The sequence below is a fragment of the uncultured Jannaschia sp. genome (genome assembly GCF_947503795.1).
Lineage (GTDB): Bacteria > Pseudomonadota > Alphaproteobacteria > Rhodobacterales > Rhodobacteraceae > Jannaschia.
Window position 1 is genome coordinate 367914 of sequence record NZ_CANNEZ010000003.1, and the last position, 25777, is coordinate 393690.

Here is a 25777-nt window from a genome sequence, read left to right on the forward strand (position 1 = left end):
ACTCGCGTTCCCCTTCGACGTAGTGTAAACACAACTGGACAGTGAGGGAAGTCCGACAAGATGACACGTCACGAACGGATCGACGGCGCAGGCCCCCATGCGGTCGTGATCGGGGCGGGGCTGGGCGGACTGGCCGCCACGATGCGACTCGGAGCCAAGGGATGGCGCGTCACGGTGGTCGACAAGCTCGACATGCCGGGCGGCCGTGCCAGCAGCATCACGATGGACGGGCACCGCTTTGACCTCGGGCCGACGATCGTCACGGCGCCCGAAGTGTTCCGCCGCCTGTTTTCCGATTGTGGACGCGATTTCGACACGGCGGTCGATCTGCGTCCGCTCGATCCCTTCTACCGCATCACCTGGCCCGACGGGTCGCATCTCGACACCTTCGCGGGTGATGCGGCGATGGAGGCCGAGATCGCGCGCGTCTCGCCCGGTGACGTGGCGGGCTGGCGGCGGTTTCTCGAGGCCGCCGAGCGGCGTTTCGTGGTCGGGTACGAGGGCATGCTGACCAAGCCCATGCACCGGCTCTGGGAGACGGTGAAGGTGCTGCCGGAATTCGCGTGGCTGCGGGCGGATCGCTCGATCCTCGGGCTGGCGCGCAAGCATGTGAAGGATGAACGGCTGCGGATGGCGCTGTCGTTCCACCCGCTCTTCATCGGCGGCGATCCGGCGCGCGTGACGTCGATGTATGCGCTGGTGAGCCACCTGGAGAAGACGCAGGGCGTGCATTACGCGATGGGCGGAGTCGGCGCGATGGCCGATGCCATGGCCGGTGTCGTCGACGACCAGGGCGGTCTCCTGCGGCTGGGCGCCGAGGTGGACCGGATCCTGCAGGATGATGCGGGCCGCGCGAGGGGCGTGCGGCTGACCGGCGGCGAGGAGATCGCGGCCGACATCGTCGTCTCGAACGCCGATGCGGGCCATACCTACGCGCGGCTGCTCAAGGGCACGCGCAAGCGGTGGACCACGGCGAAGCTCGACCGCAGCCGGTGGTCCATGGGTCTCTTCGTTTGGTATTTCGGGACCGAAGGCACGCGCGGGATGTGGCCCGATGCGGGGCACCATACGATCCTGTCGGGCCCGCGCTACGAAGGTCTTCTGCGCGACATCTTCCGGCGCGGGCACCTGGCCGAGGATATGAGCCTTTACGTCCACCGACCGTCCGTGACCGATCCGACGGCGGCGCCCGAAGGCGGCGACACGTTCTACGCGCTGAGTCCGGTGCCGCATTTGGGGCATGCAAACCCGGTCGACTGGGCCGCCGAGGCCGAGAGTTACCGCGCGAAGGTGCAGGCGGTACTGGAGGAGCGGCTCTTGCCGGGGCTGGGCGATCAAGTCACCGCGCAGATGACGCTGACGCCCGAGGATTTTCGCGACCGCTATCTCTCGCCCCATGGCTGCGGCTTCTCGATCGAGCCGCGCATCCTGCAATCCGCGTGGTTCCGGCCCCACAACCTTTCGGAGGAGGTGCCGGGGCTTTACCTCGTGGGCGCGGGCACGCATCCCGGCGCGGGACTTCCGGGTGTCGTCGCCTCGGCCGAGGTGGTCGAGCAGATCGTGCCGCCGGTCCCCGTCCGCGTGGCCGCCGAATGAGCGCGCCCGCACCCGCCTCGGCGCAGGCCGACATGGATCACTGCCGCGAGGCGATCCGCACCGGCTCGCTGTCCTTCCATGCCGCCTCGCGCTTGCTGCCACGGTCGGTCCGCGATCCGGCGCTGGCGCTCTATGCGTTCTGTCGGCTTGCCGACGATGCGGTGGACGAAGTGGCCGAGAAAGGCCCCGCGGTGCTGGAGTTGCGCGACCGGCTTGACCTCGCATTCGCGGGTCGCCCCAAGGACGCGCCCGCCGACCGCGCCTTTGCGCGCGTGATCGAGGCGTTCGACATGCCCCGCGCGCTGCCGGAGGCCCTTCTCGAAGGGCTGGCCTGGGACGCGACCGACCGGCGATATGCCACCCTGTCCGAACTGCGCGGCTATTCGGCCCGCGTGGCCAGCGCGGTGGGGGCCATGATGTGCGTCCTGATGCGGGTGCGCGACGCCGATGCGCTGGCGCGGGCCTGCGATCTGGGCGTCGCGATGCAGCTCACCAACATTGCGCGCGACGTGGGCGAGGATGCTCGCGCCGGACGGCTCTACCTGCCGACCGAATGGCTTGATGCGGCAGGGGTGGAGGCCGAAGCCTTCCTCGCCGATCCGCGCTTCACCCCCGAGATCGCCGGGATCGTCCGCCGCCTGCTGGCCGAGGCGCGGCGGCTCTACGACCGGTCCGAGGCGGGGGTGGCCGCGCTGCCGGTCGCGGTGCGTCCGGGCATCCTCGCCGCGCGGCACATCTATGACGGGATCGGCGGGTCGATCCGGCGCGCGGGCCATGACAGCATCACCATCCGGGCCCGCACCTCGAAGGCACAGAAGCTGGGCTGGGTCGCGCAGGCCACGATGCAGGCCGGTCTCGTAACTCTGCTGCCGCGGTCGGCGATCCTGCATGCCAAACCCCTCGACGAGGTGGCCTTCCTCGTCCATGCCGCCGCCGACCCGCGCCCCGCGCGCGGCGGCTGGAGCGAAGAGCTCACCGCGGTCTTCGCCCAACTTGCGGCCCATGATCGGCCCGACGGCGCGCGGGGCACCTGACTTCATGCGCCCGCGCCCTACCTGACGCCGATGGACTGGACCCTCTTTCCGATTTTCCTCGCCGCCTGCGGGGCGGCTGCCGCGACCGGCGCGATGTTCCAGCCGGGCGCGTGGTATGACGACCTGTCGAAACCCGGCTGGACGCCGCCGAACTGGGTCTTTCCCGTCGTCTGGACCTATATCTACGTGGCACTCGCCGTGGCGGCCTCACGGGTCGCGGGGCTCGAAGGATCGCAATACGCGATGGCCTTCTGGGCGATGCAGATCGCATTCAACACGCTCTGGACGCCGGTGTTCTTCGGCCTGCGCCGGATGCGCGCCGCACTCGTGGTAATCGCGGGGCTCTGGGTGGCCGTGGCGGGCCTTCTCTGGTCGCTCTGGTCGCTCGACGCGGTCTCGTTCTGGATCGTGGCGCCCTATATCCTCTGGACGACCGTGGCCGGCGCGCTGAACGCGTCCGTGGCGCGTCGGAACCCGACCTACGCCTGACCCAGATAGGCCCGGAGTTCGGGGGTCGGTGCCGCGAACAGCGCGTCGGTTGCCGCGGGCGCGATGACGCGGCCATCGGCGATCACGGCCGTCTGCTGCGCGATGCGGCGCGCATCGTCCGGGTCGTGCGTCACCATCAGCACCGAGATATCCCGCGCGGCAGCGGTCTCGGCCAAAAGGTCCAGCATCTCGTGGCGCAGCGCAGGGCCGAGCGCGCCAAAGGGCTCGTCGAGAAGAAGCCACGGCCGATCGCGGAGCAGCGCGCGGGCCAGCGCTGCGCGCCCCTGCTGCCCGCCCGAGAGATCGCGCGGACGGCGATCCCCGAAACCCGCCAGACCGACATCCGCAAGCACCGCGTCGCGCCGCGCGATCTGATCGCGTGACAGGCGCAGGTCGGGCCGCAGGCCCATCCCGACATTCTGCGCGACGGTAAGATGCGGGAAGAGGTTCTGGTCCTGAAACAGGATCGAGAGCGGGCGGTCGCCCGGCGACAGGTTCGTGATGTCGCGATCCGCGATCAGGATGCGCCCGGCGGCGGGGTCGAGGAACCCGGCGATGGCCGCGAGCAGGGTCGACTTGCCCGACCCGCTGGCACCCATCACCGCCGTGATCCGGCCGGTCTCGAAGGTGACGTCGGCGGCGAGGTCGAACGCTCCGAGCCGGAGTTGCACATCGTCAAGTCGCATCGCGCGATCCCCTCTCGAACAGCCAGAAGAGCCCCAGTGACAGGCCCACGAGCAGCACCGCCGCGGCCTTCGCCTCCTCGATGCGATAGCTTCCCATGAGCTGGTAAAGCACGAGCGGCAACGTCGCGCGATCGGGCGAGGAGAAGAGCGCGATCACCCCGAGATCCCCCGCCGCCAGCGCCGCGGTGAGCCCGCCCGCGAAGCCGAGCGGTCGACGCAGACGCGGCAGCCCCACCCGTCGCAGCCAGGTCAGCCCCGTCAGCCCGAGCGAGGCCGAGAGCCGGCCGTAGTCGCGCCTGAGATCGCCGACCGCCGGGATCAACGCCCGAAGCGCGAAGGGCAGCGCCAGCACAACGTTGACCCCGGCGGTCACAGGCAGGGCGAGTGCCACCGGGTTCGCGATCGGGAGCAGGAGAATGTAGAGGCCTGTCCCGAGGACGAGGGGCGAGGCCGCGATCGAGAGGTTGCCCACCGTCTCGATCCACGCGCCGCGCGGGGCCGTCGCCGCAAGTGCCATCGGCACCGCCAGCGCCAGCGTAAGGAGCGCGGCCGCAACTGCGATGAGGAGTGATCTGAGCGCGGCCCACCAGACGATATCCGGCAGCCGGGCGACGTGGAAGACGCCTTCGCCCAGCACCAGCGCCATCGGCAGAAGGAGGAACAGGCAGGCGAGCGCGATCGCCGCCCCGTCCTGGATGCGGAGCGAACCGGTCGAAGCGTCCCAGCGCGGCGTCACCCTGTCGAGGCCCGCGCCGAAGCCCGAGGGCAGGGCGAGCCGCAGCGACAGGATCGCCGCCGCGATACCGAGCGCGAATTGAAGCGCCCCGAGGATCGCCGCGCGCCCGAGGTCGAAATCGAAGCGGAAGGCCTGGTAGATCGCCAGCTCGACGGTCGTGGCGCGAGGCCCGCCGCCCAAGGCGAGCGCCACGGCGAAGGACGTGGTGCAGATCAGGAAGATGACGACGAAGATGCCGGGCACCACGGCCCGCAGCATCGGCACCTCGATCCGCCGGAGCATGTCGGCGGGCGTGAAACCGAGCGATGCGGCCAGCCGCAGCCGCTCGCCCGGGACGGCCTGCCAGCCCTGAAGGATCAGGCGCGTGGCGAGGGGCATGTTGAAGAAGACATGGGCCAGCACGATGCCGTGCGGCCCGTAGATCGAGACCGGGTTCACCCCGATCCAGCCGAGGCCCGTGTTCACTACGCCGGCCCTCCCGAACACGGCGACGAGCCCCAGCACGGCGACGATCACCGGTAAGATGAAGGGCGCGCCCAGCAAGAGGACCACCGCTCCGCGTCCCGGAAAGGCCCGGCGGGCCAGAGCGCGCGCCACCGGGATCGCCAGCAGCACCGAAAGTGCGGCCGAGATCGCGGCTTGCGCCAGCGTGAAGCGCAACGCGGCCCAGTCCGAGGCGCGCAGGCCCGCCCAGCCCTCGGCCCGCCACGCGACTGCGCCCAGCGGCAGAAGGAGCGCCGCCGCCACGATCGCGGCGGCGGCGATGCCAAGGCGATGGCCGGTCAGCGGCCCAGCCCGGCCTCGAACGCGGCCACGGCCCCGGCCCGCAGCGCTTCGGCCTCGGCCGCGTCGTAGATCAGCGCGGTCTCGGGCATCGGCAGCGTCGCGAAGCCTTCGGGCAAGTCGGCGGGATCGAGCTTGGCGGGCATCGACCAGTTGCCGGTCGGGATGATCGACTGGAAGGCGGGCGTCAGGATGAAGTCGAGGAACGCCTGTGCCAGTTCGGGCTGGTCGGTCGTCGCCACCTGCGCCGCCGTTTCGACCATGACGTAGTGGCCCTCGGGGAAGATCGCCGCGGCCTTGGTGAGGTCGTCTTCGGCGATGATGTGATAGGCGGGCGAGGTCGTGTAGCTCAGCACCATGTCCACCTCGCCCTCGGTGAAGAGGCCGTAGGATTCCGACCAGCCCTGCGTCACGGTCGTGATCTTGGGGGCGAGCGCGGCCCATGCAGCCTCGGCGTCGTCGCCGAAGACCGAGGTGATCCAGAGCGCGAGCGCGAGACCCGAAACCGAGCTGCGCGGATCCTGTATCGCGATGCTGAGATCGTCGGGCGCATCGAGCAGGGCCTGGAAGCTGGCCGGCGCCTCGGTCCGCGTCGTGTCGTAGACGAAGGCCGTATGGCCCCAGTTGAAGGGCACGAAGGTGGCGTCGGTCCATTCGACCGGCATGGTCAGGTCCGAGATGTCGACATTGTGCGGCGCGAAGAGTTCGGTCGCGCGCGCCCGCTCGGCATCGTCGGTATTGAGGCCGATCACCACGTCGGCACGGGTGCGCGCGCCTTCGAGCCGGAGACGCGGCAGCACGTCGCCTGTCACGTATTCGATCTCGCAGGCGCAGGTCTCTTGGAAGGCCGCCTGGATGGCGGGGCCGGGGCCCCATTCGGAGGCGAAGTAATCGGGCGCATAGATCGTCAGCGGCTCGGCCCATGCGGGCGCGGCTGCGAGGATCAGGGCCGGGGCGAGGATGGTCTTCATGTCTCTCTCCACTGGCCGGACGGGTTCGGGGACGAGAGCTCGCACCTTCCCTCCGCCGGTCTTAACCGGTTCAGGTTCAACGGGTCCGCTTTCGCATCTCAGCCTGTCGCCAGGCCCCCCGAGGTGGGGTCTGGATAGCCGACCTCACAGGCAGAGGCCAGAGGGTCGGTGCGGCGTCGGGCGCGGGGGGCAGCCCCGGACCCCCGAGGTCGATCCGGCCAGGGGTCGGGGCGGTCCGGTGCGGTTAGTCGCCGCCGTCGTCGGGGCCGGCGAACTTGATCCGCATCTCGCGCAGGACGGGGATCGCGGCGCGGGTGCGGTCTTCGCCGACATCGCGGACGGCCTGCGTCAGGATCGGGCGGATCGCGGCCAGCGCCGCCTCGCGCGCGGCCTTGCCCGACGAGCTGATGCCGACGCGCTTGCGGCGGGCATCGTCCCAGTCGGGGCGGATATGCACGTGACCGGCCCATTCGAGCTTGGCCAGCGTATTGGTCATCGCGCCGCGGGTGACGTGGAAGGTGCGGGCAAGCTCGGTCGGGGTCCGCTCCTCGGGGTGCTGGGCGAGATGGTTGAGAACGGCGAAATGCGACAGCTCCATGCCCTTCGGAAGCGCACGGCTCAGGCGGGCGCGCACCAGCTGATCGGCGGTGAGCATCTCCGAAAAGAGCGCGACCGCGAGCTGATCGGCGGAGGAGGCGTCGTCGCTCATGGTCCCTTCCAAGCGGGTTCGGCTGTGAGCGAGGGAATGCGGGCGCGGGTCGCCGCCACCGCGCCGAGATCGATATCGGCCACGTAGGCCCCCGGCTCGGTGCCCGCGTCGAGCACGATCTCGCCCCAGGGCGAGACGATCATCGAATGGCCATGGGTGTGCAGGGTGCGCTCGGCCGTGACCGCGTGGGCCCCGGTCTGGGCGGGAGCGAGAACGAAGGCGCCCGTTTCGATCGCGCGCGCCCGCAGCAGAACCTCCCAATGCGCCCGGCCGGTCGTCGCCGTGAAGGCCGCCGGGATCGCCAGCATGTCGGCCCCGGCCTGGCCGAGCCGGCGGTAGAGCTGCGGGAAGCGCAGGTCGTAGCAGATCGTCATGCCCAGATCGCCCCAGGGCGTCCGGGCGAGCGTTGCGCGACCACCGGGACGGTAACCTGCGGATTCGCGGTAGATCTCGGCCTCGCTGACGGTGACGTCGAACATGTGGATCTTGTCGTAGCGCGCGGCGATCCGTCCCTCGGGGTCGATCAGGAAGGAGCGATTGGCGAAGCGGCCATCCGGGTCCGCCGTCCGGAGCGCAAGGCTGCCGATCAGGACCCAGATCCCGTGTGTTCGCGCCGCGTCGCGAAGGCCCGCCAGCGTGGGATCCTGCGGCTCGGGGCGCAGAACGCCCCTCTGGTAGCTGCGGTCGAAAGAGAGGCAGTTCGTGACCTCGGGCGTCAGGACGAACTCGGCGCCCTGTGCGACAGCATCATCGAAGAGCGCGCGCGTCGTCGTCAGGTTCGCGGCCGGGTCGTCGCCGACATTCAGCTGGAGGAGGCCAACCCTCATCCCGCCGCGAGAAGCGGTTCGAGCTTGCCCGCATCCTCGAGCGCGTAAAGATCGTCGCAGCCGCCGACATGGGTGTCGCCGACGAAGATCTGCGGCGTGGTGCGGCGCCCCTGCGCGCGCTGCATCATCTCGGCGCGCTTCTCGGGTTGGCGGGACACGTCGTGCTCGATGACCTGCGCGCCCTTCTTCGACAGCAGACGCAGCGCCGCAGTGCAGAAACCGCAGAGCGGCTGGGTATATACTTCGACGGTTTGCATGGGCGCTGTCCTCGGATCGGGTCTTCCCAGACATATATGCCGTCAGCGGTCCTTCGCAACGCGCGCAAGGACCAGCGCCGTCACCCGCTTCGCACCCGCAGCACGGATCGCGTCCGCGCAGGCGGCCATCGTGGCCCCCGAGGTCAGGACGTCGTCGACCACCGCGACATGACGGCCCGCGATCTGCGCGTCCGGCGCGACAGCGATGGCCCCGGCCATGTTCTCGAACCGATCGGCGACCGACCGGTGGTCCTGCCCGGCGGTCTGCCGCGTGCGGCGCAGCGCCATCGGCGCCGCCGTGCTGTCGCTCAGCCGCGCCAGTTCATCGGCCAGCAACGCGGCCTGGTTGTAGCGCCGTCGCAGAAGCCGCCAGCGATGCAGCGGCACCGGCACGAAGAGCGTGTCCGCATCCACGAGGTCGCGCGCGGCGCGATGCATCCACCGGGCCAGCCCCGGTGCCATGTCGGTGCGGTCGCCATGCTTGAAGGCCAGCGCGATACGCCGGCCGCCGCCCGCGTAGACGAGCGCCGCGCGCCCGTCGTCCCAGGGACGAGCAAACGTCAGGCAATCGTCGCATCGGGCCGGGCCGTCCGCATCGCCCGGAAGGGGTACGCCGCAGAGGTCGCAGGCGGCGCCGGTGATGAAGGGCGTGACCGACCAGCAGTCTGGGCAGAGCCCGCCCGATGCCTGCACGCGCGTGTCGCAGGTCATGCAGGTCACGGGCCAGATCGCGTCGCGCAGCGCGACCGCGGCCCGATGTCCCATGCTTTGCAATGTCGCGGTCATCGCCTAAGTCCCCGGTCATGCCCCGCGCGCCGCTGACCGACACCGCCGCCCTGATGGCCCGCCGCGCCCGCGCGGACGGGACCGCGTGGTTCCTGCACGACGCGGCCATGGACGAGATCGAGGAAAGACTCGCAGACGTTAACAGAACGTTTACGGCGCCGGCGATCGTGACCGGTCAGCCCGCGCTCTGGTCGGACTTCCGGCCGGGGGCGCGGATCGTGCCGGATGCCGAGGTGCTCGACCTCGCGCCGGCTGCGCATGACCTCGTGATCCACGCGATGGCGCTTCACTGGGCGGATGACCCGGTCGGACAGTTGATCCAGTGCCGCCGCGCGCTGCGACCCGACGGCCTTCTGATGGTGGCGACGCTGGGCGGCGATACGCTGCACGAGTTGCGCGCCGCGCTGGGCGAGGCGGAGACGCGCGTCGTCGGGGGCCTGTCGCCCCGCGTGGCACCGATGGGCGAGGTGCGTGACATGGGTGCGCTTCTGCAACGGGCGGGGCTTGCCTTGCCGGTCGCCGATCTCACGACGCTGCCCGTGCGCTACCGCGACCTGCCGCATCTCGCCCGCGACCTGCGCGCCATGGGCGAGACCAACGCGCTGGCCGCCCGGCACCGCGTGCCGCCGCCGCGCGCCCTTTTCAGCGAAGCCGCCCGGCTCTACAGGGAGGCCTTCCCCGACGGGGATGGCATCCGCGCGACGTTCCAGACGATCTTCCTGACCGGCTGGGCCCCGTCCGAGGACCAACCGAAGCCCCTGCGCCCCGGTTCGGCGCAGGCCCGTCTGGCGGATGCGCTGGGGACGACCGAATACCGAGGGGACGATTTATGAACATGATGACCGACACAAGCCTGCCGCACGCGCCCGCCGATCACCCCAAGGTTCGGATGGGCAAGATCGGCGTGCTTCTGGCCAATCTCGGGACGCCGGACAATTACGACTACTGGTCGATGCGCCGCTACCTGGGCGAGTTCTTGTCGGATCGGCGCGTGATCGACTATTCGCCCTGGCTCTGGCAGCCGTTGTTGCAGGGGATCATCCTGACCAAGCGGCCCTTCTCGTCCGGCGCGGCCTACAAGTCGATCTGGAACAACGCGCAGGGCGAGAGCCCGCTGGCCACCATCACCAAGGCGCAGACCGCCAAGATGGCCGAGCGGATGCAGGAGCGGTTCGGGGATCAGGTCGTGGTCGATTACTGCATGCGCTACGGCAACCCCTCGACCAAGTCGAAGGTCGAGCAGATGCAGGCCGCGGGCTGCACCAAGATCGTCTTTTTCCCGCTTTATCCGCAATATGCGGGTGCGACGACGGCGACGGCCAACGACCAGTTCTTCCGGTCGCTGATGACGCTCAAGTGGCAGCCGCCGGTCCGCACCGTGCCCGCCTATAGCGACGATCCGCGCTATATCGACGCGCTGGCGAAATCGGTCGAGCGGGCCTACGCGACGGCCGATCCGAAGCCCGATATCCTCGTCTGTTCCTATCACGGCGTGCCGAAACGCTACCTGATGGAGGGCGATCCGTATCATTGCCAGTGCCAGAAGACGACGCGCCTGCTGCGCGAGCGGCTGGGCTGGGACAAGACGGAGATCGTGACGACCTTCCAGTCGAAGTTCGGCCCCGAGGAATGGCTGAAGCCCTATACCGTCGAGGAGGTCGCGCGGCTGGCCGAAGAGGACGGAAAGACCAATATCGCCGTCATCGCGCCCGCGTTCTCGGCGGATTGCATCGAGACGCTCGAGGAGATCAACGAGGAGATCAAGGAGAGCTTCGAGGAGGCCGGCGGCGAGCACTTCCTCTACATCCCGTGCCTCAACGACGACGACGCCCATATGGACGCGCTGGCCGATATCGTGGCGGAGAATCTGGGCGGCTGGGTCTGACGCGACCCTGCCGTCGGGTCGCTAGACCGTCGGAATCAGACGGGGTGGCCGGTAAAGATTCGGCTGCCGACCTTCACCTGCATGAGGCCGCCCGTCAGCATCTGGACGAAGATCCCCTGAATCGACAGGTGGTTTCCGATGGTTACGGTCCTGAGCATTCGCGTGCCTCCCCAGCGCGTTCATGTCCCGCTACTTATATGTCCGGAATGTGGCCCTGTCAGCCACATTCTTGCCCGTTTTGGAAACTGCCCGGTGGCGCGACAAGTATTGTCGCGCGAGCCGTGGCTTAGCTCAGAGCCAATCGCGCACGATCGGGATCAGCGGGATGTCGGCCGCCGGCATGGGATAGTCGCGCAGATCACCCGGACGGACCCATTTCAGGACCTGACCCTCGCGCGGGGTCGGCTGCCCCTCCCACTTCCGGCAGGCAAAGAGCGGCATGAGCAGGTGGAAGTCGTCATAACCGTGGGACGCGAAGGTCAGCGGCGCGAGGCAGGACGCCCAGGTGTCGATCCCCAGCTCTTCGTGCAGTTCGCGAATGAGGGCGGCCTCGGGCGTCTCGCCCGGCTCGACCTTGCCGCCCGGAAACTCCCACAGCCCGGCCATCGCGCGGCCCGGCGGGCGCTGCGCCAGAAGCACGCGCCCATCCACGTCGATCAATGCGACGGCGGAGACGAGGACCGTTTTCACCCGCGTCAGGACCGGTAGTCGGCGTTGATCTCGATGTAGCGATAGGTCATGTCGCAGGTCCACATCCGGTCCTCCGCCTCGCCTAGCCCGAGGTCGACATGCAGCAGGATCCGGTCCCGCGTCATGTAGGCGGCACCCGCATCCTCGGTGTAGCTCTCGGCCTGCTGCCCGTTCTCGGCCACGAGGATGTCGCCGAAGGAGATGCGGAGCAGGTCACGATCGGCCCGTGCGCCCGACTTTCCCACCGCCATGACGACGCGGCCCCAGTTCGGATCCTCGCCCGCGATGGCCGTCTTCACGAGCGGGCTGTTGGCGATGGCGGAGGCGACGCGGCGGGCATCCAGTGCATTGGACGCGCCGGTGACATGCACCTCGACCAGCTTGGTCGCCCCCTCGCCGTCCATCACGATCTGCAGCGCGAGATCGCGCAGCACCTCGGCCAGCACGGCGCGGAAGGCGGTGCCCTCGTCGCTGCGGGCGGACTTGATCTCCGCGTGGGGGGCGGCGTTGGTCGCCGCGACCACGAGGCTGTCGGAGGTCGAGGTGTCGCTGTCGACTGTGATCGCGTTGAAGGTCGTCTTGGTCAGGTCGCGGACCATGGTCTGCAACGCCCGGTCCGAGATAGTCGCATCGGTGAACACGTAAGACAGCATCGTCGCCATGTCGGGCGCGATCATGCCCGACCCCTTGGCGATCCCGGCCACCGTGACCGGAACGCCGCCGATCTCGGCCACCCGGACGCAGCCCTTGGGGAAGGTGTCGGTCGTCATGATCGCGCGGGCCGCGGTCGCCATGCCGTCCGCGTCCAGCGTCGCGGTCAACCGGTCGAGCACGGCGGTCACGCGGTCATGGGGCAAAGGCTGGCCGATCACGCCCGTCGAGGCGGTCAGCACCCGGCTGGCGGGAAGGCCGAGCGCTTGGCTCGCGGCCTGGCAGATCGCGTTGACCGACTCTGTTCCGGCCGCCCCGGTGAAGGCGTTGGCATTGCCCGAGTTCACCAGTATCGCCCAGCCGCCCGAGGCGGCGCGTGCGTCCAGTTTCGCCTGGCAGTCGCGCACCGCGGCCGATCGGGTGGCCGACGTCGTGAAGACGCCCGCGACCGACGCACCCGGCGCGATCTCGGCCAGCATCACGTCGGTGCGGCCCTGGGTCTTGATGCCCGCCTGCGCGGTCGCGAAGCGGATACCGTCGATGGCGGGCAGGTCGGGAAACGCGGGCGCCAGCGGCGAGACGAGCGGCCCTTTCGGGGCCGTCGCCGCCGCCTCGAGGTCGGCCACCCGCGCCTTGAGCTTGCGGACCTTCTTCTTGAGGGCCTTCGTCTTCCTATCGACCTTGCCCATGCGGCTTACTCCAACAGATCGGTGTCGCGGATCAGGGCCGGGTCCAGCTCGACCTCCATCCGCTCGATCGCGGCGCTCTCGGTGATCTCGGCGATTGCGGCATCGACTTTCTGGGTGGTGACCGCCTGCTCGAGCTCGGCGCGCACCTCCTCGAGGGGCGGCGCGGCCTTCTGGCGGGTCTCGTTGAGCTTGATGACGTGCCAGCCGAAGCTGGTCTGAACGGGGCCGCCCAGGTCGCCCGGCGCTAGGTCGACGACCGCCGTCTCGAATTCCGGCACCATCATCCCGAGGCCGAACCAGCCCAGTTCGCCGCCGTTCGGACCCGAGGGGCCGGTGCTGTGCTCGCGGGCGAGCTCGGCGAAATCGGCGCCGCCCTCCAGCTCGGCCACGAGGGCCTGCGCCTCGGCCTCGGTCTCCACGAGGATGTGGCTGGCGTTGAATTCGGGTTCGGGCTCGGTCGCGCCGTACTCGGCATCGTAGGCGGCCTGGATCTCGGCATCGGTGTTGGTGACGGCCGCGGCCGCGTCGATCACGCGACCGGCGAGGAAGGCGCGCGCCTCGTTCTCGAGCCCGATCTCGTTGGCGCGGCTGAGGTCGGCGCGCGCGGCGTCGGCCAGCACCTGCTGCTGGATGAGCTGCTCCAGCATCCCGTCATAGAGCGCCTGATCGGGCAGCTGCTGGTATTGCTGCGGCAGCCGTTCGCGCATGGCGATCAGGTGGCCGAGCGTGATCTCGGTTTCGCCCACGGTGGCCAGCACGGTGTCGGCATCCTGCGCCATGGCGGGGGCGGTCAGCACGAGGGCCAGCGCGGCCCCGGTCAGCAGTCGGGTCATCATCGGTCCTTTCAGGTCGCGTCCAAGGCCATTCGTCATGGCGTCGGGGGGCGTTCGTTGACACCCGATGGGCCGGGTCTTAAGTGCGGTCGAGGCTTATTTTACCGCGCCCGCCCATCGGTTTCCCCTGTCTGATATGGGGCCTGTTCCGCATCGGCAAGGGCGCGAGGACAGGACGAACATGCTGGGACTGGGTGGAATTGCGAAGAAGGTCTTCGGCACGCCGAACGACCGCAAGGTCAAGGCGACGTTGAAGACCGTCACCGCCATCAACGCGCTCGAGCCCGAGTTCGAGGCGCTCTCAGACGAGGGCATCAAGGAGCGGACCGCCGCCCTGACCGCGCGGGCGCAGGCCGGCGAGCCGCTCGACGCGCTGCTGCCCGAAGCCTTCGCCAATTGCCGCGAGGCGGCGCGCCGTGCGCTGGGCCTCCGGGCCTTCGACACGCAGCTTCTGGGCGGGATTTTCCTGCACGAAGGCAATATCGCCGAGATGAAGACGGGCGAGGGCAAGACCCTCGTGGCGACCTTCCCGGCCTATCTGAATGCGTTGTCGGGGCAGGGCGTCCACATCGTGACCGTCAACGATTACCTCGTCCGGCGCGACGCGGAATGGATGGGCAAGGTGTTCGACGCGCTGGGCCTGACGACGGGCGTCGTGGTGCCCGGCCAGACCGACGAGGAAAAGCGCGAGGGCTATGCCGCCGACGTGACCTACGCGACCAACAACGAGCTGGGCTTCGACTACCTGCGCGACAACATGCGGTCGTCGCGCAAGGAGATGGCGCAGCGCGGCCACAACTTCGCGATCGTCGACGAGGTGGATTCGATCCTGATCGACGAGGCGCGCACCCCGCTCATCATCTCTGGCCCGTCCGAGGACCGCTCCGATCTCTACACCCGGATCGACACGCTGATCCCGCGAATCACCGAGGAGCATTTCACGCTCGACGAAAAGCAGCGGAGCGTGACCTTCACCGACGAAGGCAACGAGTTCCTCGAGGAGCTTCTGCTGACCGAGGGCATCCTCCCCGAGGGGCAGTCGCTCTACGATCCGGAATCGACCACCATCGTCCACCACGTCAATCAGGGCCTGCGGGCCCACAAGCTCTTCCAGAAGGATCAGCACTACATCGTGCGCAACGCCGACGTCGTTCTGGTCGATGAATTCACGGGCCGCATGATGCCCGGACGTCGCCTTTCGGACGGGCTGCACCAGGCCATCGAGGCCAAGGAGGGCGTCTCCATCCAGCCCGAGAACGTGACCCTCGCCAGCGTGACGTTCCAGAACTACTTCCGGCTCTATTCCAAGCTGGCCGGCATGACCGGCACGGCGGCGACCGAAGCCGAGGAATTCGCCTCGATCTACGGCCTCGGCGTGGTCGAGGTCCCGACCAACAAACCGATCGCCCGCGCTGACGAGCACGACCAGGTCTACCGCACCGCGCAGGAGAAGTTCGACGCCATCACCGCCGAGATCAAGGCCGCCCACGAGACCGGCCAGCCCGTGCTCGTCGGCACGACCTCGATCGAGAAGTCCGAGATGCTGTCCGGCCTGCTGACCGCGGCGGGCATTCCGCACAACGTCCTCAACGCGCGCCAGCACGAGCAGGAGGCGCAGATCGTCGCCGATGCGGGCAAGCCCGGCGCCGTGACGATCGCGACGAACATGGCGGGGCGCGGCACCGACATCAAACTGGGTGGCAATGTCGAGTTCAAGGTGATGGAGGCCATCGCCGCCGACCCCGAGGCCGACCCCGACGCCATCCGCGCCCGGATCGAAGCCGATCACGCGGGCGAGGAGGATCGCGTCAAGGCGGCGGGCGGTCTCTTCGTGCTGGCGACCGAACGCCACGAGAGCCGGCGCATCGACAACCAGCTGCGCGGCCGGTCGGGCCGGCAGGGCGATCCGGGGCGGTCGGTGTTCTTCCTGTCGCTCGACGACGACCTGATGCGGATCTTCGGGTCCGAGCGGCTGGAGAAGGTGCTCAACACGCTGGGCATGAAGGAGGGCGAGGCGATCATCCACCCGTGGGTGAACAAGTCGCTGGAGCGCGCGCAGGCCAAGGTCGAGGGGCGCAATTTCGACATCCGCAAACAGCTCCTGAAATTCGACGACGTGATGAACGACCAGCGCAAGGCCGTGTTCGAGCAGCGCCTCGAGATCATGGAAGCCGAGGAGATCGGCGAGATTGCGCAGGATATGCGCCATCAGGTCGTGGACGACCTCGTGGACCAGTACCTGCCGCCCAAGACCTATGCCGACCAGTGGGACGGCGCGGGGCTGGCTGCGGCCGCGCGCGAGATGCTGGGCGTCGACGTGCCCGTCGCCGAATGGGCCGACGAGGACGGCGTCGACCAGGAGGTGGTGCGCGAACGGCTGTATGACGCGACAGACGCGCTGATGACCGAGAAGGCCGATGCGTTCGGCCCCGAGCAGATGCGGTCGATCGAGAAGCAGGTGCTGCTCCAGACGATCGACGCCAAGTGGCGCGAACATCTCCTGACACTGGAGCATCTGCGCTCGGTCGTGGGCTTCCGGGGCTACGCCCAGCGCGATCCCCTCAACGAGTACAAGACAGAGGGCTTTCAGCTCTTCGAATCCATGCTCGACAGCCTTCGGGTGGAGGTGACGAAGAAGCTGGCGCAGATCCGGCCGCTTTCGGAGGACGAACGGAAGGCGATGATGGAGCAGCTCATCGCGCAGCAGCGCCAGCAGCAGGAGGCCGTGGCCGCCGCCCAGCCGCAGCCCGTGACAGAACCAGCCGCCGCCGCGGCCGGAGCGGCCCCCGGCTTCGTCGAGGACGACCCCTCGACCTGGGGCGATCCGGGTCGCAACGAGCCCTGCCCCTGCGGATCCGGCAAGAAGTTCAAGCATTGCCACGGCGCCTTCTGACGCGGTCGATTTGACGGAAAACGCCCGAAAGGCGGCAGGCGCGGACCCAAGTTCCGCCCGAATTGAGCGGCATCACTGAGGAAACGAACCGTTTCCCGAGGATCGCCGCGATGACCGAGACCACGCCTGACCAGATGCCCGGATCCGATGCGCCCAACGGCCGCGCCCGCGCCGCCCTTCTGGCCGCCACCGCCCTCGACCGCGTTCGCAACCAGAGCCCCGTGCGTCTGGCGGCTGCGGGCGTGATCCTCGCGGGAGCGGCGGTCGCGATCACGATGCAATTCATCGGCGGCGGCGAACGTCCGGGCCCCGCCGCCGAGAAGGCACAGCCCCCGGCGCTCGTGACCGGCGGCCGGGCCTTGGCCGAAGTCGCCCCCGCCGCGCTGCCCGCGCTGCCCCGCGGTCCTGCGTCCACCAGCCTCGCCGCAGCGCCCATTCGCCCGATCAGCGCCGTCGAGCCGGTCCAGTCGGCCGCCGTCGATTGCGCGGTGACGCTGGACGCGGAACCGCTCGCCGCCGCGATGGTCTCGGTCGTGATCTCCGCGCCCTGCGACGCGGGCCAGCGGGCCGATATCGTGCAGGGTGATCTCCATGTGGCCATCGCGCTGGACGCGGAGGGCCGGGCCGCGCTCGACATGCCGGCCCTGTCGCCGGCGCCCGTCGTCGCCGTGAGCATCGCGGATCGCGATCCGGTAACCGCCCTGACCGAAGCGCGCGACCTCGGCAGCTACCGCCGCGCCGCCCTCGTCTGGGAGCAGGCGGCGGGGCTGGAACTGCATGCCTTTGAGGGCGAAGCCGATTACGGCGATCCAGGTCATGTCTCGCCTGCGACGCCGCACACCATTGCGCGCACGCTTGCGGGCAACGGTGGCTTCCTAACCGCTCTGGGCGATCCCGCGCTCGACGACGCGCGGATGGCGCTGATCTATACGAGCCCCGCCGAGAAGGCCGTCGCCGTCGCCATCGAGGTGCCGGTGACCGAGGCCAATTGCGGAACCGAGGTGGTCGCGGCCACGATCCAGACCGCACCCGGCGTCGCGGCCGAGATGCACCCGCTCACTTTTGCGGTGCCCGGCTGCGATGCGGTCGGCGATCTGGTGATCCTCGGGGACCTTCCGGCCCCCGTCGCGCTGGCGTCGAACTGAGATGACGGTCGCGGCGCATCCGCCGCGACCGGTCCCTCACATCATCTCGCGGACATCCGTCAAGCGGCCCGTGACGGCAGCGGCAGCGGCCATGGCCGGCGACATCAGGTGGGTGCGCCCCCCCTTGCCCTGACGCCCCTCGAAATTGCGGTTCGACGTCGCGGCACAGCGCTCGCCGGGCGCGAGCTGGTCGGGGTTCATCGCGAGGCACATGGAACAACCGGCGAGCCGCCACTCGAACCCGGCATCGATGAAGACCTGCGCCAGACCCTCTTCTTCGGCCTGCGCGCGCACGAGGCCTGAGCCGGGCACGACCATCGCGCGCATCCCATCCTTGATCCGCTTGCCCTTGAGGATCGCGGCGGCGGCGCGCAGATCCTCGATCCGGCCATTGGTGCACGACCCGATGAAGACGGTGTCGATGGGCACCTCGGCCAGCGGCGTGCCGGGTGTCAGGCCCATGTAGTCCAGCGATCGCTTGGCCGCATCGACCTTGCCGCCCGCGAAATCCGAAGGGTCGGGCACGGCGGCGGTGATCGGCAGCACGTCCTCGGGCGAAGTGCCCCAGGTGACGACCGGTGCGATATCCTCGCCCGCGATGGTGACGACCTTGTCCCAATGGGCGTCATCGTCGGAGTGAAGCGTGGTCCACCAGTTCATCGCGGCGTCCCACTGCGCGCCCTTGGGCGCGTGGGGCCGACCCATGCAGTAATCGAATGTCGTCTGGTCCGGCGCGATAAGGCCCGCGCGCGCGCCGCCCTCGATCGCCATGTTGCAAACCGTCATGCGGCCTTCCATCGACAGCGCGCGGATCGCTTCACCACAATATTCGATGACGTAGCCGGTGCCGCCCGCGGTGCCGGTCTTGCCGATCACCGAGAGCGTGATGTCCTTGGCCGTGACGCCGGGGCGCAGCTGGCCCGTGATCTCGACCTTCATGTTCTTGGCCTTGCGCTGGATCAGCGTCTGGGTGGCCAGCACATGCTCGACCTCGGAGGTGCCGATGCCGTGGGCCAATGCGCCGAACGCGCCATGGGTGGCGGTGTGACTGTCGCCGCAGACGACGGTCATGCCGGGCAGGGTCCATCCCTGCTCGGGGCCGACGATGTGCACGATTCCCTGCCGCACGTCCGAGACGGGGTAGTAATGGATCCCGAAGTCACGCGCGTTCTTGTCGAGTGCGGCCACCTGGATGGCGCTGTCCTCGGTCATGTTCTTGGGGTCTTCGCGGCCCGCGGTCGTCGGCACGTTGTGGTCGGGCACCGCGATGGTCTTGTCGGGCGCATGCACCTTGCGCCCGGCCAGGCGCAGCCCTTCGAAGGCCTGAGGGCTGGTGACCTCGTGGACGAGGTGGCGGTCGATATAGAGAAGGCAGGTGCCGTCCTCGGCCTCGTGGGCGAGATGGGCATCCCAGATCTTGTCGTAGAGCGTCTTGCCGGTCATGGCGGCGTCCCTCGTGTCTATGCGTGTCGGTCGGTTCGATCGGGTCCGCGCGTCGGGCGGCGGGTCCGGGGGCAGGGAAGTCCGGTCTCAGCCGCGGGCCGTCACCCCGCGCGCGCGTCCGAAGAACCGCCAGGGCAGAAAGGCATGGTCGGATAGGCTGTGGACGCGTGTCATCGCGGCGATGAATACGCACGCCCCCCGCGCGTGGCAAGGCGATGCGTCGGACTTGTGCCGCCGCGTGCCGCGCCCCAGAGTGACGCGGACGCGTCGAGATGGGGCCTGATGGACGAAGACGGCGAATTCGCGATCCCGCTCCAGAGCGAGGTTCTCACCATCTGGCAACAGGCCGAGAGCTATCTCGACGGCCTGATGCAGCCGGGCTGGCGTCTGTGGCAGGTTCTGATCGTCCTCGGTCTGGTCGCGGCGGCCTACCTGCTCCGCCGCGTCGTGGCCGAGGTGATGACCCGCTGGATGCGCGGCCAGACGGGGCGCCCGAAATGGCAACTGCGCTCGCTCGTCATCCTGCGCAACCGGCTTGGCCTGATCTTCTTCGCGGTGCTGGCCTGGGTGACCTACCTGCTGATGCAGGAGCTGACATGGCCCTCGCGAAGCTACCTCGTGGGGCTGGCGGCGACGATCGGCACGGCCTGGATGGTGGTCAGCTTCATCGCGCGCCTGATCCGCAACCCGTTCCTGCGCAAGATCGTCAGTTGGGGCCTCTGGATCTACGTCACGCTCTTCTATCTCGGGATCTGGGACGAGGCGCGCGAGGCACTGGACCTCCTCGCGCTCGAATTCGGCGAGGTGCGGCTCTCCGTCCTCGGCATCCTGACGGCCATCGTCGTCATCGGCGTGCTGTTCTTCGTGGCCCGCTTCGTCAGCCAGACCACCGCCGCCCGCATCCAGCGCAACGAGGATATCAGCCCCTCGATGCGCGTCCTCGTGGTGAAGATGCTGCAGACCGTCCTTTATGCGGGCGCGTTCTTCATCGGCCTGAAGGCGGTCGGCTTCGACCTCACCGGCCTCGCGGTCCTGTCGGGCGCGATCGGCGTCGGCCTCGGCTTCGGTCTTCAGAAGGTCGTCTCGAACCTCGTCTCGGGGGTCATCATCCTCCTGGACAAGTCGATCAAGCCCGGCGACGTCATCTCGCTGGGCGAGACCTTCGGCTGGGTCACGACGCTGACCGCGCGCTACGTCTCGATCACGACGCGGGACGGCAAGGAGTACCTGATCCCGAACGAGGATCTCATCACCGGGCAGGTGGTCAACTGGTCCCATTCCAACAGCTTCGTGCGGCTCGATATCTTCTTCGGCACGGCTTACGGCGACGACCCCCATGTGGTCCGCCGGGTCGCCATCGAGGCCGCGGCCGGCGCCAAGCGCGTGCTGTCGCTGCGCCCGCCGGTCTGCCACATCGTGGGCTTCGGGGATTCCAGCGTCGATTACATCCTGCGTTTCTGGATCAGCGACCCGACCGAGGGGCTGACCAATATCCGGGGCAACGTCTATCTCGCGCTCTGGGACGCATTCCAGGCCAACGGCATCAGCATCCCGTTCCCGCAGCGCGAAGTGAAGATCCTCGACGGCGCGGACGGCGCGCCCGCCGCAATCGGACCGGACGATGGACCTGCTTGACGAGGACGCCACCGCGCAGCTCGCAGCCCTCCGGTCCGGCACGGTGTCGGCCTCGGAACTCATGGCCGCGACGCTCGACCGGATCGACGCGCGCAACCCCGCGCTGAACGCGATCGTCTCGCTGCGCGACCGCGACGCATTGATGTCCGAGGCCGCGGTCCCGCGCGATGGCCCGCTGGCCGGGCTGCCCTGGGCGGTCAAGGACCTCGCCGACACGGGCGGGCTGCGCACGACCTACGGTCATCCCGCCTTCGCCGATCACGTGCCTGCCGAAGACGCGCCGATGGTCGCCCGGCTGAAGGCGGCGGGGGCCATCGTCATCGGCAAGACCAACACGCCGGAATTCGGCCTCGGCTCGCACAGCTACAACCCCGTTCACGGCGTGACGCGCAACCCGTGGGATCCGAGCCGCAGCGCCGGCGGCTCCTCGGGCGGCGCGGGTGCGGCGCTGGCGGCGCGGATGCTTGCCGCCGCCGACGGGTCTGACATGATGGGCAGCCTGCGCAACCCGGCCGCGTGGAACGGTGTCTACGGGATGCGGCCGACCTACGGGCTGGTGCCGAACACGCCGCAGGGCGACCTCTTCCTGCATCCTCTCTCGACTGACGGCCCGATGGCGCGCAGCCCGCGCGATCTGGCGCTGATCCTGTCCGTATTGGCTCCGCATGACCCGGTGCATCCCCATGCGTGCGGTCCGTTCCGCCCCGAGCCGCCGCGTCCCTTGCGGATCGGCTGGGTCGGCGCCTGGGGCGGGGCGTGGCCCTGCGAGCCGGGTCTCGTCGCCCATGCCGAGGCCGCCGCACGGGGCCTCGCGGACCTCGATCACGCCGTCATGGACATCGCCGCACCGTTCCCTGCGGATCGGCTCTGGTCGGCGTGGACGACGCTGCGAAGCTGGGCCATCGCCGAGAAAATGCGCCCGCTCTGGACCGAGCGCTTCGCCGAGATGTCGAAGCCCGAACTCGTCTGGGAAGTCGAGCGCGGCTTGGGCCTGAGCGCCGCCGAGGTCCATGCCGCCAGCGCCGTCGCCTCGGACTGGGCCCGCCGGATGGCGGCGCTGGAAATCGACGCGCTGGCCATGCCCACGACCCAGTGCCTGCCCTTTGACGCCGCGCTCGATTGGCCGAAGGAAATCGCCGGGATCCGGATGGACAGCTACCACCGATGGATGGAAAGCGTCGTGCCCGCCTCGCTGATCGGTCTGCCCGCCCTGTCGCTTCCGGCCGCGCCCGTGGACGGTCTGCCCTGCGGTCTTCAACTGGTCGGGCAGCGTGGCTCGGACGGCGCGCTGCTGGCGCTGGCCGAGATGTGGCATCGCGACCTGCCCGTCCCTGACGTAGCGTAACTCACTGCGAATACACTGATTCCAGGCGGTGTTGCCCTCATGCCAATTGAATGGCGGGACGTCGCTTCCCATCTGGGCTTCCGTTGCCCGGTGCCAAACCGGGTGTTACGTTCGACCCATGGCCCGAGGGCCGCTCACATACCCGGAGGACCGGAACCTGTCTGTTGACACCATTGCGGCCGGCGCGGCCGATCTCGCCCCCAAGGGCACCCAAGCCAGCGACGACCTGCTGGCACTCATCCTGACATCGCTGGACGACGACAAGGCCGAGGAGATCGTGCAGATCGACCTGCGCGGCAAATCCTCCGTGGCCGACCACATGGTGGTCTGCTCGGGTCGCTCGACGCGGCAGGTCACGGCCCTGTCCGAAAAGCTGGCCGAGCGCATCAAGCCCATGATCGGGCGCTCGCCCAAGATCGAAGGCAAGGCCCAGGGCGACTGGGTTCTGGTCGATGCGGGCGACGTGATCGTCCATATCTTCCGGCCCGAAGTCCGCGAGTTCTACCAGCTCGAGAAGATGTGGCAGGATCCTTCGGCCGACGGCCCCCGCGCCAACTGAGTGCGGATCGACCTGATCGCCGTCGGGCGCCTGCGCAAGGGGCCCGAGAAGACGATGATCGACGACTATCTCGACCGTTTCGCGAAGACGGGGCGCGGGCTTGGCCTGCCGCCCCTGTCGGTCGTGGAACTCGACGCGAAGGGTGGGGGTCAGGCCGCCGAGGTGGCGCTGATCGAACGGGCGCTGCCCGAGGGCGCGGTCGTGGTCGCCCTGGACGAGCGGGGGCGGCAGATGACGTCACCCGATCTTGCCACGCTGGTCGGGCGGACCCGCGACGACGCGCGCGACCTGGCCTTCGTAATCGGCGGTGCGGACGGGCTGACGCCGGCGCTGCGGGACCGGGCCGATGTCACGCTCAGCTTCGGGTCGATGGTCTGGCCGCATATGCTGGCGCGCGTCATGCTGACCGAACAGCTCTACCGCGCGGCCAGCATCCTCACGGGTTCGCCCTACCATCGCGCCTGAGCGCGCCGTAGAACGGGCGGCGCAACCCCGCGCGGAGGCCCGAGCCCATGTCGAAGAAACCCGTCATCCTGTGCATCCTCGACGGCTGGGGCATCTCGGACCGCCCCGAGCAATCCGCCCCCGACGTCGCCGACACCCCCAATTTCGATCGCCTCGTGGCAACCTGTCCCAATGCGACGCTGACCACCTTCGGCCCCGATGTGGGCCTGCCAGAGGGCCAGATGGGAAATTCCGAGGTCGGGCACATGAATATCGGCGCGGGCCGGGTCGTGCGCATGGATCTGGGCCTGATCGACCACGCCATCGCGACCGAGAGCTTCCGCGACGAGTCCGCGCTGACCGACTGGCTCGCCGGCCTCACGGAAAGCGGCGGGCGCGCACACCTGATGGGCGTCATCTCGGATGGTGGCGTGCACGGGCATATCGACCACGTGATCCATGCCTGTCGCGTCGTGGCGGATGCCGGCGTGCCGGTCGTCCTCCATGCGATTGCCGACGGGCGCGACGTGGCGCCCCGCTCGGCGGAAGGCTTCGTCGACCGACTGGCGTCCGAACTGCCCGAGGGCGTGACGATCGGCACGCTGACGGGTCGCTATTTCGCGATGGATCGCGACAACCGCTGGGACCGGGTGCAGCGCGCCTGGGCCGCGATGGTCTGGGGCGAAGGGGAGCATGTGGCCGACGCGGCTGCCGCCGTCGCCGCCGCCCGCGACCGCGACGAGGGCGACGAGTTCATCCAGCCGACGATTCTCGGCGACTACGAGGGGATGTCCGATGGCGACGGCCTCTTCTGTCTGAACTTCCGGGCCGACCGCGCGCGCGAGATCCTCGCGGCGCTGGGCGATCCCGAGTTCGAGGGCTTCGAGACCAACGCGCGGCCGAAGCTGCACATGCTCGGGATGGTCGATTACTCCGAGGCGCATGACGCCTACCTGGCCACCGTCTTCCCCAAGCAGACCGTGCCCAACACGCTGGGCCACTGGGTCGCGTCCAAGGGTCTGACGCAGTTCCACCTGGCCGAAACCGAGAAGTATCCGCACGTCACCTTCTTTCTCAACGGCGGCAAGGAGGCGCCCGAGCCCGGTGAAGACCGCCACATGCCGAAATCGCCAGATGTCGCGACCTACGACCTGCAACCCGAGATGTCCGCCGCCGCCGTGACCGAGGCATTCGTCGAAGCCATCGGCAAGGGCTACGACCTGATCGTGGTGAATTACGCCAACCCGGACATGGTCGGGCACACGGGCGATCTCGCCGCCGCGGCCCGCGCCTGCGAGGCGGTGGATGCGGGGCTCGGGGCGGTGCTCGACGCGCTGGAGGGGACGGATGGCGCGATGATCGTCTGCGCCGACCACGGCAATTGCGAAACGATGGTCGATCCCGAGACCGGCAAGCCCCACACCGCGCATACGCTGAACCCGGTGCCCGTCATCCTATGGGGTGGGCCCGAGGGCGCCACGCTCGGCGACGGGCGCCTGGGCGACCTCGCGCCGACCCTACTGGAGCTGATGGGCATCGAGCCGCCCGCGGAGATGACGGGCCGGAGCCTCATCGGCTGATGCTCCGCGCGTTGATCTTATGGCTGGCGCTGACCGGGGCCGCGACGGCGCAGGACGCTCAGGGCGATGCGCGTGCCGCCGCCGAGCAGCTGTCCCGCGCCGCCGCCGCGCTGGAGGAGGCGCGCGGGGCGGGGGATCGCATTGCCGCGCTGACCGGCGTCGTTCGCGCCTATGAGGACGGGCTGAGCGCGCTTCGCGACGGCCTCCGGCAGGTTTCGATCCGGGAGCGCGCGCTGGGTGCCGACCTTGCCGCCCGCGAGGCCGAGATCGGCCGTCTCATCACCGCGCTCCAGACGATCGAGCGGGCGCCCGGCCCGCTGCTCCTCTTGCATCCGTCGGGCGCGCTGGGGACGGCGCGATCCTCGATGCTGCTGGCCGAGGTGACGCCCGCGCTCAACCGAGAAGCGGCCACGCTGCGTGCCGATCTGGCCGAACTGCAGCAGCTTCGCGCGCTGGAGGAGGCGGCGGTCGACAGCCTGTCCCGGGGCCTTTCGGGCGTTCAGGACGCGCGCGCGGCGCTCTCGGAGGCGATCACGGATCGCACGCCCCTTCCCGAACGCTTCGCCGGGGATGCCGCGCGGGTCGAGGATCTGCTGGGCCGCGTGGACACGCTTCAGGCCTTCGCGGACGGGCTGGGTACGCTGGCGCCCGCCGACGCGGCACCGCTGGTGTTGCCGCTGCCATGGCCGGTGGCGGGCACGCTGTTGCGGCGCTTCGACGAGCCGGATGCGGCGGGCATCGTGCGCCCGGGCATCGTGATCGCGACGGCCGCGGGCGCGCTGGTCACTGCGCCCGCGGCGGGCACGATCCGCTATGCCGGACCGCTTCTGGATTACGGGAACGTGATCATCCTCGAACCCCGTCCCGGCGCGTTGCTTGTTTTCGCCGGTCTGTCCGAGGTTTATGGTCGCGCCGGAGAGATCGTCGCTGCATCCGCGCCGCTTGGCCTGATGGGCGGGGCATCGCCGAGCGCGGGGGACTTCCTGCGTGACGCATTGTCCGGTGGGGGTGCGTCGCGTCCAGAGACGCTTTATGTGGAAGTGAGAGAGGCCGGAAGGCCCGTTGACCCGGCGGCGTGGTTCGCCACGGAAAGAGACGAGTAGGGATTGAA

25 protein-coding genes and 1 riboswitch are annotated in these 25777 nt (G+C 69.2%); of the genes, 13 read left to right on the forward strand and 12 right to left on the reverse strand.

Annotation, left to right across the window (positions count from 1 at the left end; all coding sequences use genetic code 11):
- Positions 1 to 60: 60 nt before the first annotated feature.
- From Q0833_RS17225 to Q0833_RS17235, 3 genes are read left to right on the forward strand one after another with little or no spacing between them, the layout of a single operon-like run.
- Positions 61 to 1596, forward strand: coding sequence for a phytoene desaturase (locus Q0833_RS17225; protein ID WP_298437976.1), 1536 nt, complete (start codon positions 61 to 63; stop codon positions 1594 to 1596).
- Positions 1593 to 2630 (forward strand): 15-cis-phytoene synthase, encoded by a 1038-nt coding sequence (crtB, locus tag Q0833_RS17230; RefSeq protein ID WP_298437979.1) that lies wholly within the window; start codon positions 1593 to 1595, stop codon positions 2628 to 2630. The genes Q0833_RS17225 and crtB overlap by 4 nt, the downstream gene beginning before the upstream one ends.
- A 30-nt stretch (positions 2631 to 2660) precedes the next feature.
- Entirely contained in the window at positions 2661 to 3119 is a 459-nt protein-coding gene (locus Q0833_RS17235; RefSeq protein WP_298437982.1) for a TspO/MBR family protein, read from the forward strand.
- On the opposite strand, the gene Q0833_RS17240 is transcribed toward Q0833_RS17235, so the two are convergent.
- The 7 genes from Q0833_RS17240 to Q0833_RS17270 all read right to left on the reverse strand — a co-directional run bounded on the left by Q0833_RS17240 (position 3110) and on the right by Q0833_RS17270 (position 8853).
- Positions 3110 to 3805: an ATP-binding cassette domain-containing protein gene (locus Q0833_RS17240; RefSeq protein WP_298437986.1), complete on the reverse strand. Its 696-nt coding sequence runs from the start codon at positions 3803 to 3805 to the stop codon at positions 3110 to 3112. The two genes, Q0833_RS17235 and Q0833_RS17240, sit on opposite strands and share 10 nt — an antisense overlap.
- Positions 3795 to 5288: a thiamine/thiamine pyrophosphate ABC transporter permease ThiP gene (locus Q0833_RS17245; RefSeq protein WP_367274987.1), complete on the reverse strand. Its 1494-nt coding sequence runs from the start codon at positions 5286 to 5288 to the stop codon at positions 3795 to 3797. The genes Q0833_RS17240 and Q0833_RS17245 overlap by 11 nt, the downstream gene beginning before the upstream one ends.
- A 35-nt stretch (positions 5289 to 5323) precedes the next feature.
- On the reverse strand, positions 5324 to 6295 hold the full coding sequence (locus Q0833_RS17250; protein WP_298437989.1) for a thiamine ABC transporter substrate binding subunit: 972 nt from the start codon (positions 6293 to 6295) through the stop codon (positions 5324 to 5326).
- 30 nt (positions 6296 to 6325) lie between these two features.
- Positions 6326 to 6426, reverse strand: a riboswitch (TPP riboswitch).
- A gap of 113 nt (positions 6427 to 6539) precedes the next feature.
- Positions 6540 to 7004: a MarR family transcriptional regulator gene (locus tag Q0833_RS17255; RefSeq protein WP_298437992.1), complete on the reverse strand. Its 465-nt coding sequence runs from the start codon at positions 7002 to 7004 to the stop codon at positions 6540 to 6542.
- Positions 7001 to 7831, reverse strand: a complete 831-nt coding sequence (locus Q0833_RS17260; protein ID WP_298437995.1) for a carbon-nitrogen hydrolase family protein — start codon at positions 7829 to 7831, stop codon at positions 7001 to 7003. The genes Q0833_RS17255 and Q0833_RS17260 overlap by 4 nt, the downstream gene beginning before the upstream one ends.
- Positions 7828 to 8088, reverse strand: a complete 261-nt coding sequence (gene grxC / locus Q0833_RS17265) for a glutaredoxin 3 (RefSeq protein ID WP_298437998.1) — start codon at positions 8086 to 8088, stop codon at positions 7828 to 7830. The genes Q0833_RS17260 and grxC overlap by 4 nt, the downstream gene beginning before the upstream one ends.
- 42 nt (positions 8089 to 8130) lie before the next feature.
- On the reverse strand, positions 8131 to 8853 hold the full coding sequence (locus Q0833_RS17270) for a ComF family protein (protein WP_298438001.1): 723 nt from the start codon (positions 8851 to 8853) through the stop codon (positions 8131 to 8133).
- A gap of 38 nt (positions 8854 to 8891) precedes the next feature.
- Here Q0833_RS17270 and Q0833_RS17275 point away from each other — a divergent pair, with 38 nt between their 5' ends.
- The gene (locus Q0833_RS17275) at positions 8892 to 9707 is read left to right on the forward strand and encodes a methyltransferase domain-containing protein (RefSeq protein WP_298438004.1); all 816 of its coding nucleotides are present in this window, start codon (positions 8892 to 8894) and stop codon (positions 9705 to 9707) included.
- Positions 9708 to 9712: 5 nt separating this feature from the next.
- Positions 9713 to 10759, forward strand: a complete 1047-nt coding sequence (gene hemH, locus Q0833_RS17280; RefSeq protein ID WP_298438007.1) for a ferrochelatase — start codon at positions 9713 to 9715, stop codon at positions 10757 to 10759.
- Positions 10760 to 10794: 35 nt separating this feature from the next.
- Here hemH and Q0833_RS17285 read toward each other — a convergent pair whose 3' ends face one another.
- The 4 genes from Q0833_RS17285 to Q0833_RS17300 all read right to left on the reverse strand — a co-directional run bounded on the left by Q0833_RS17285 (position 10795) and on the right by Q0833_RS17300 (position 13625).
- A complete protein-coding gene (locus Q0833_RS17285; protein ID WP_298438011.1) occupies positions 10795 to 10917 on the reverse strand; it encodes a hypothetical protein in 123 nt (40 codons plus the stop codon).
- 133 nt (positions 10918 to 11050) lie between these two features.
- A complete protein-coding gene (locus tag Q0833_RS17290) occupies positions 11051 to 11449 on the reverse strand; it encodes a (deoxy)nucleoside triphosphate pyrophosphohydrolase (RefSeq protein ID WP_298438014.1) in 399 nt (132 codons plus the stop codon).
- A gap of 5 nt (positions 11450 to 11454) precedes the next feature.
- Positions 11455 to 12789, reverse strand: a complete 1335-nt coding sequence (gene argJ / locus Q0833_RS17295; RefSeq protein ID WP_298438017.1) for a bifunctional glutamate N-acetyltransferase/amino-acid acetyltransferase ArgJ — start codon at positions 12787 to 12789, stop codon at positions 11455 to 11457.
- A gap of 5 nt (positions 12790 to 12794) precedes the next feature.
- On the reverse strand, positions 12795 to 13625 hold the full coding sequence (locus tag Q0833_RS17300) for a peptidylprolyl isomerase (protein ID WP_298438020.1): 831 nt from the start codon (positions 13623 to 13625) through the stop codon (positions 12795 to 12797).
- 178 nt (positions 13626 to 13803) lie between these two features.
- On the opposite strand from Q0833_RS17300, the gene secA reads away from it, so the two are divergent.
- Complete coding sequence (gene secA, locus Q0833_RS17305) at positions 13804 to 16515, forward strand: preprotein translocase subunit SecA (RefSeq protein WP_298438023.1); 2712 nt, start codon at positions 13804 to 13806, stop codon at positions 16513 to 16515.
- 110 nt (positions 16516 to 16625) lie between these two features.
- Positions 16626 to 17660 (forward strand): hypothetical protein, encoded by a 1035-nt coding sequence (locus Q0833_RS17310; RefSeq protein WP_298438026.1) that lies wholly within the window; start codon positions 16626 to 16628, stop codon positions 17658 to 17660.
- Between the two features lie 36 nt (positions 17661 to 17696).
- On the opposite strand, the gene leuC is transcribed toward Q0833_RS17310, so the two are convergent.
- Positions 17697 to 19103 (reverse strand): 3-isopropylmalate dehydratase large subunit, encoded by a 1407-nt coding sequence (gene leuC, locus Q0833_RS17315; RefSeq protein ID WP_298438029.1) that lies wholly within the window; start codon positions 19101 to 19103, stop codon positions 17697 to 17699.
- A gap of 369 nt (positions 19104 to 19472) precedes the next feature.
- Between leuC and Q0833_RS17320 the strand changes: the two genes are divergently transcribed.
- The 6 genes from Q0833_RS17320 (at position 19473) to Q0833_RS17345 (ending at position 25769) form a co-directional block, all read left to right on the forward strand.
- Entirely contained in the window at positions 19473 to 20738 is a 1266-nt protein-coding gene (locus Q0833_RS17320; protein ID WP_298438368.1) for a mechanosensitive ion channel domain-containing protein, read from the forward strand.
- On the forward strand, positions 20725 to 22083 hold the full coding sequence (locus Q0833_RS17325) for an amidase (protein WP_298438032.1): 1359 nt from the start codon (positions 20725 to 20727) through the stop codon (positions 22081 to 22083). The genes Q0833_RS17320 and Q0833_RS17325 overlap by 14 nt, the downstream gene beginning before the upstream one ends.
- 118 nt (positions 22084 to 22201) lie before the next feature.
- The gene (gene rsfS / locus Q0833_RS17330; RefSeq protein ID WP_298438036.1) at positions 22202 to 22642 is read left to right on the forward strand and encodes a ribosome silencing factor; all 441 of its coding nucleotides are present in this window, start codon (positions 22202 to 22204) and stop codon (positions 22640 to 22642) included.
- Entirely contained in the window at positions 22643 to 23107 is a 465-nt protein-coding gene (gene rlmH / locus Q0833_RS17335; protein ID WP_298438039.1) for a 23S rRNA (pseudouridine(1915)-N(3))-methyltransferase RlmH, read from the forward strand. It abuts the gene before it with no gap.
- Positions 23108 to 23154: 47 nt separating this feature from the next.
- Positions 23155 to 24666 (forward strand): 2,3-bisphosphoglycerate-independent phosphoglycerate mutase, encoded by a 1512-nt coding sequence (gene gpmI, locus Q0833_RS17340; protein ID WP_298438042.1) that lies wholly within the window; start codon positions 23155 to 23157, stop codon positions 24664 to 24666.
- A complete protein-coding gene (locus Q0833_RS17345; RefSeq protein WP_298438045.1) occupies positions 24666 to 25769 on the forward strand; it encodes a peptidoglycan DD-metalloendopeptidase family protein in 1104 nt (367 codons plus the stop codon). The genes gpmI and Q0833_RS17345 overlap by 1 nt, the downstream gene beginning before the upstream one ends.
- The last annotated feature ends 8 nt before the right edge of the window (positions 25770 to 25777 follow it).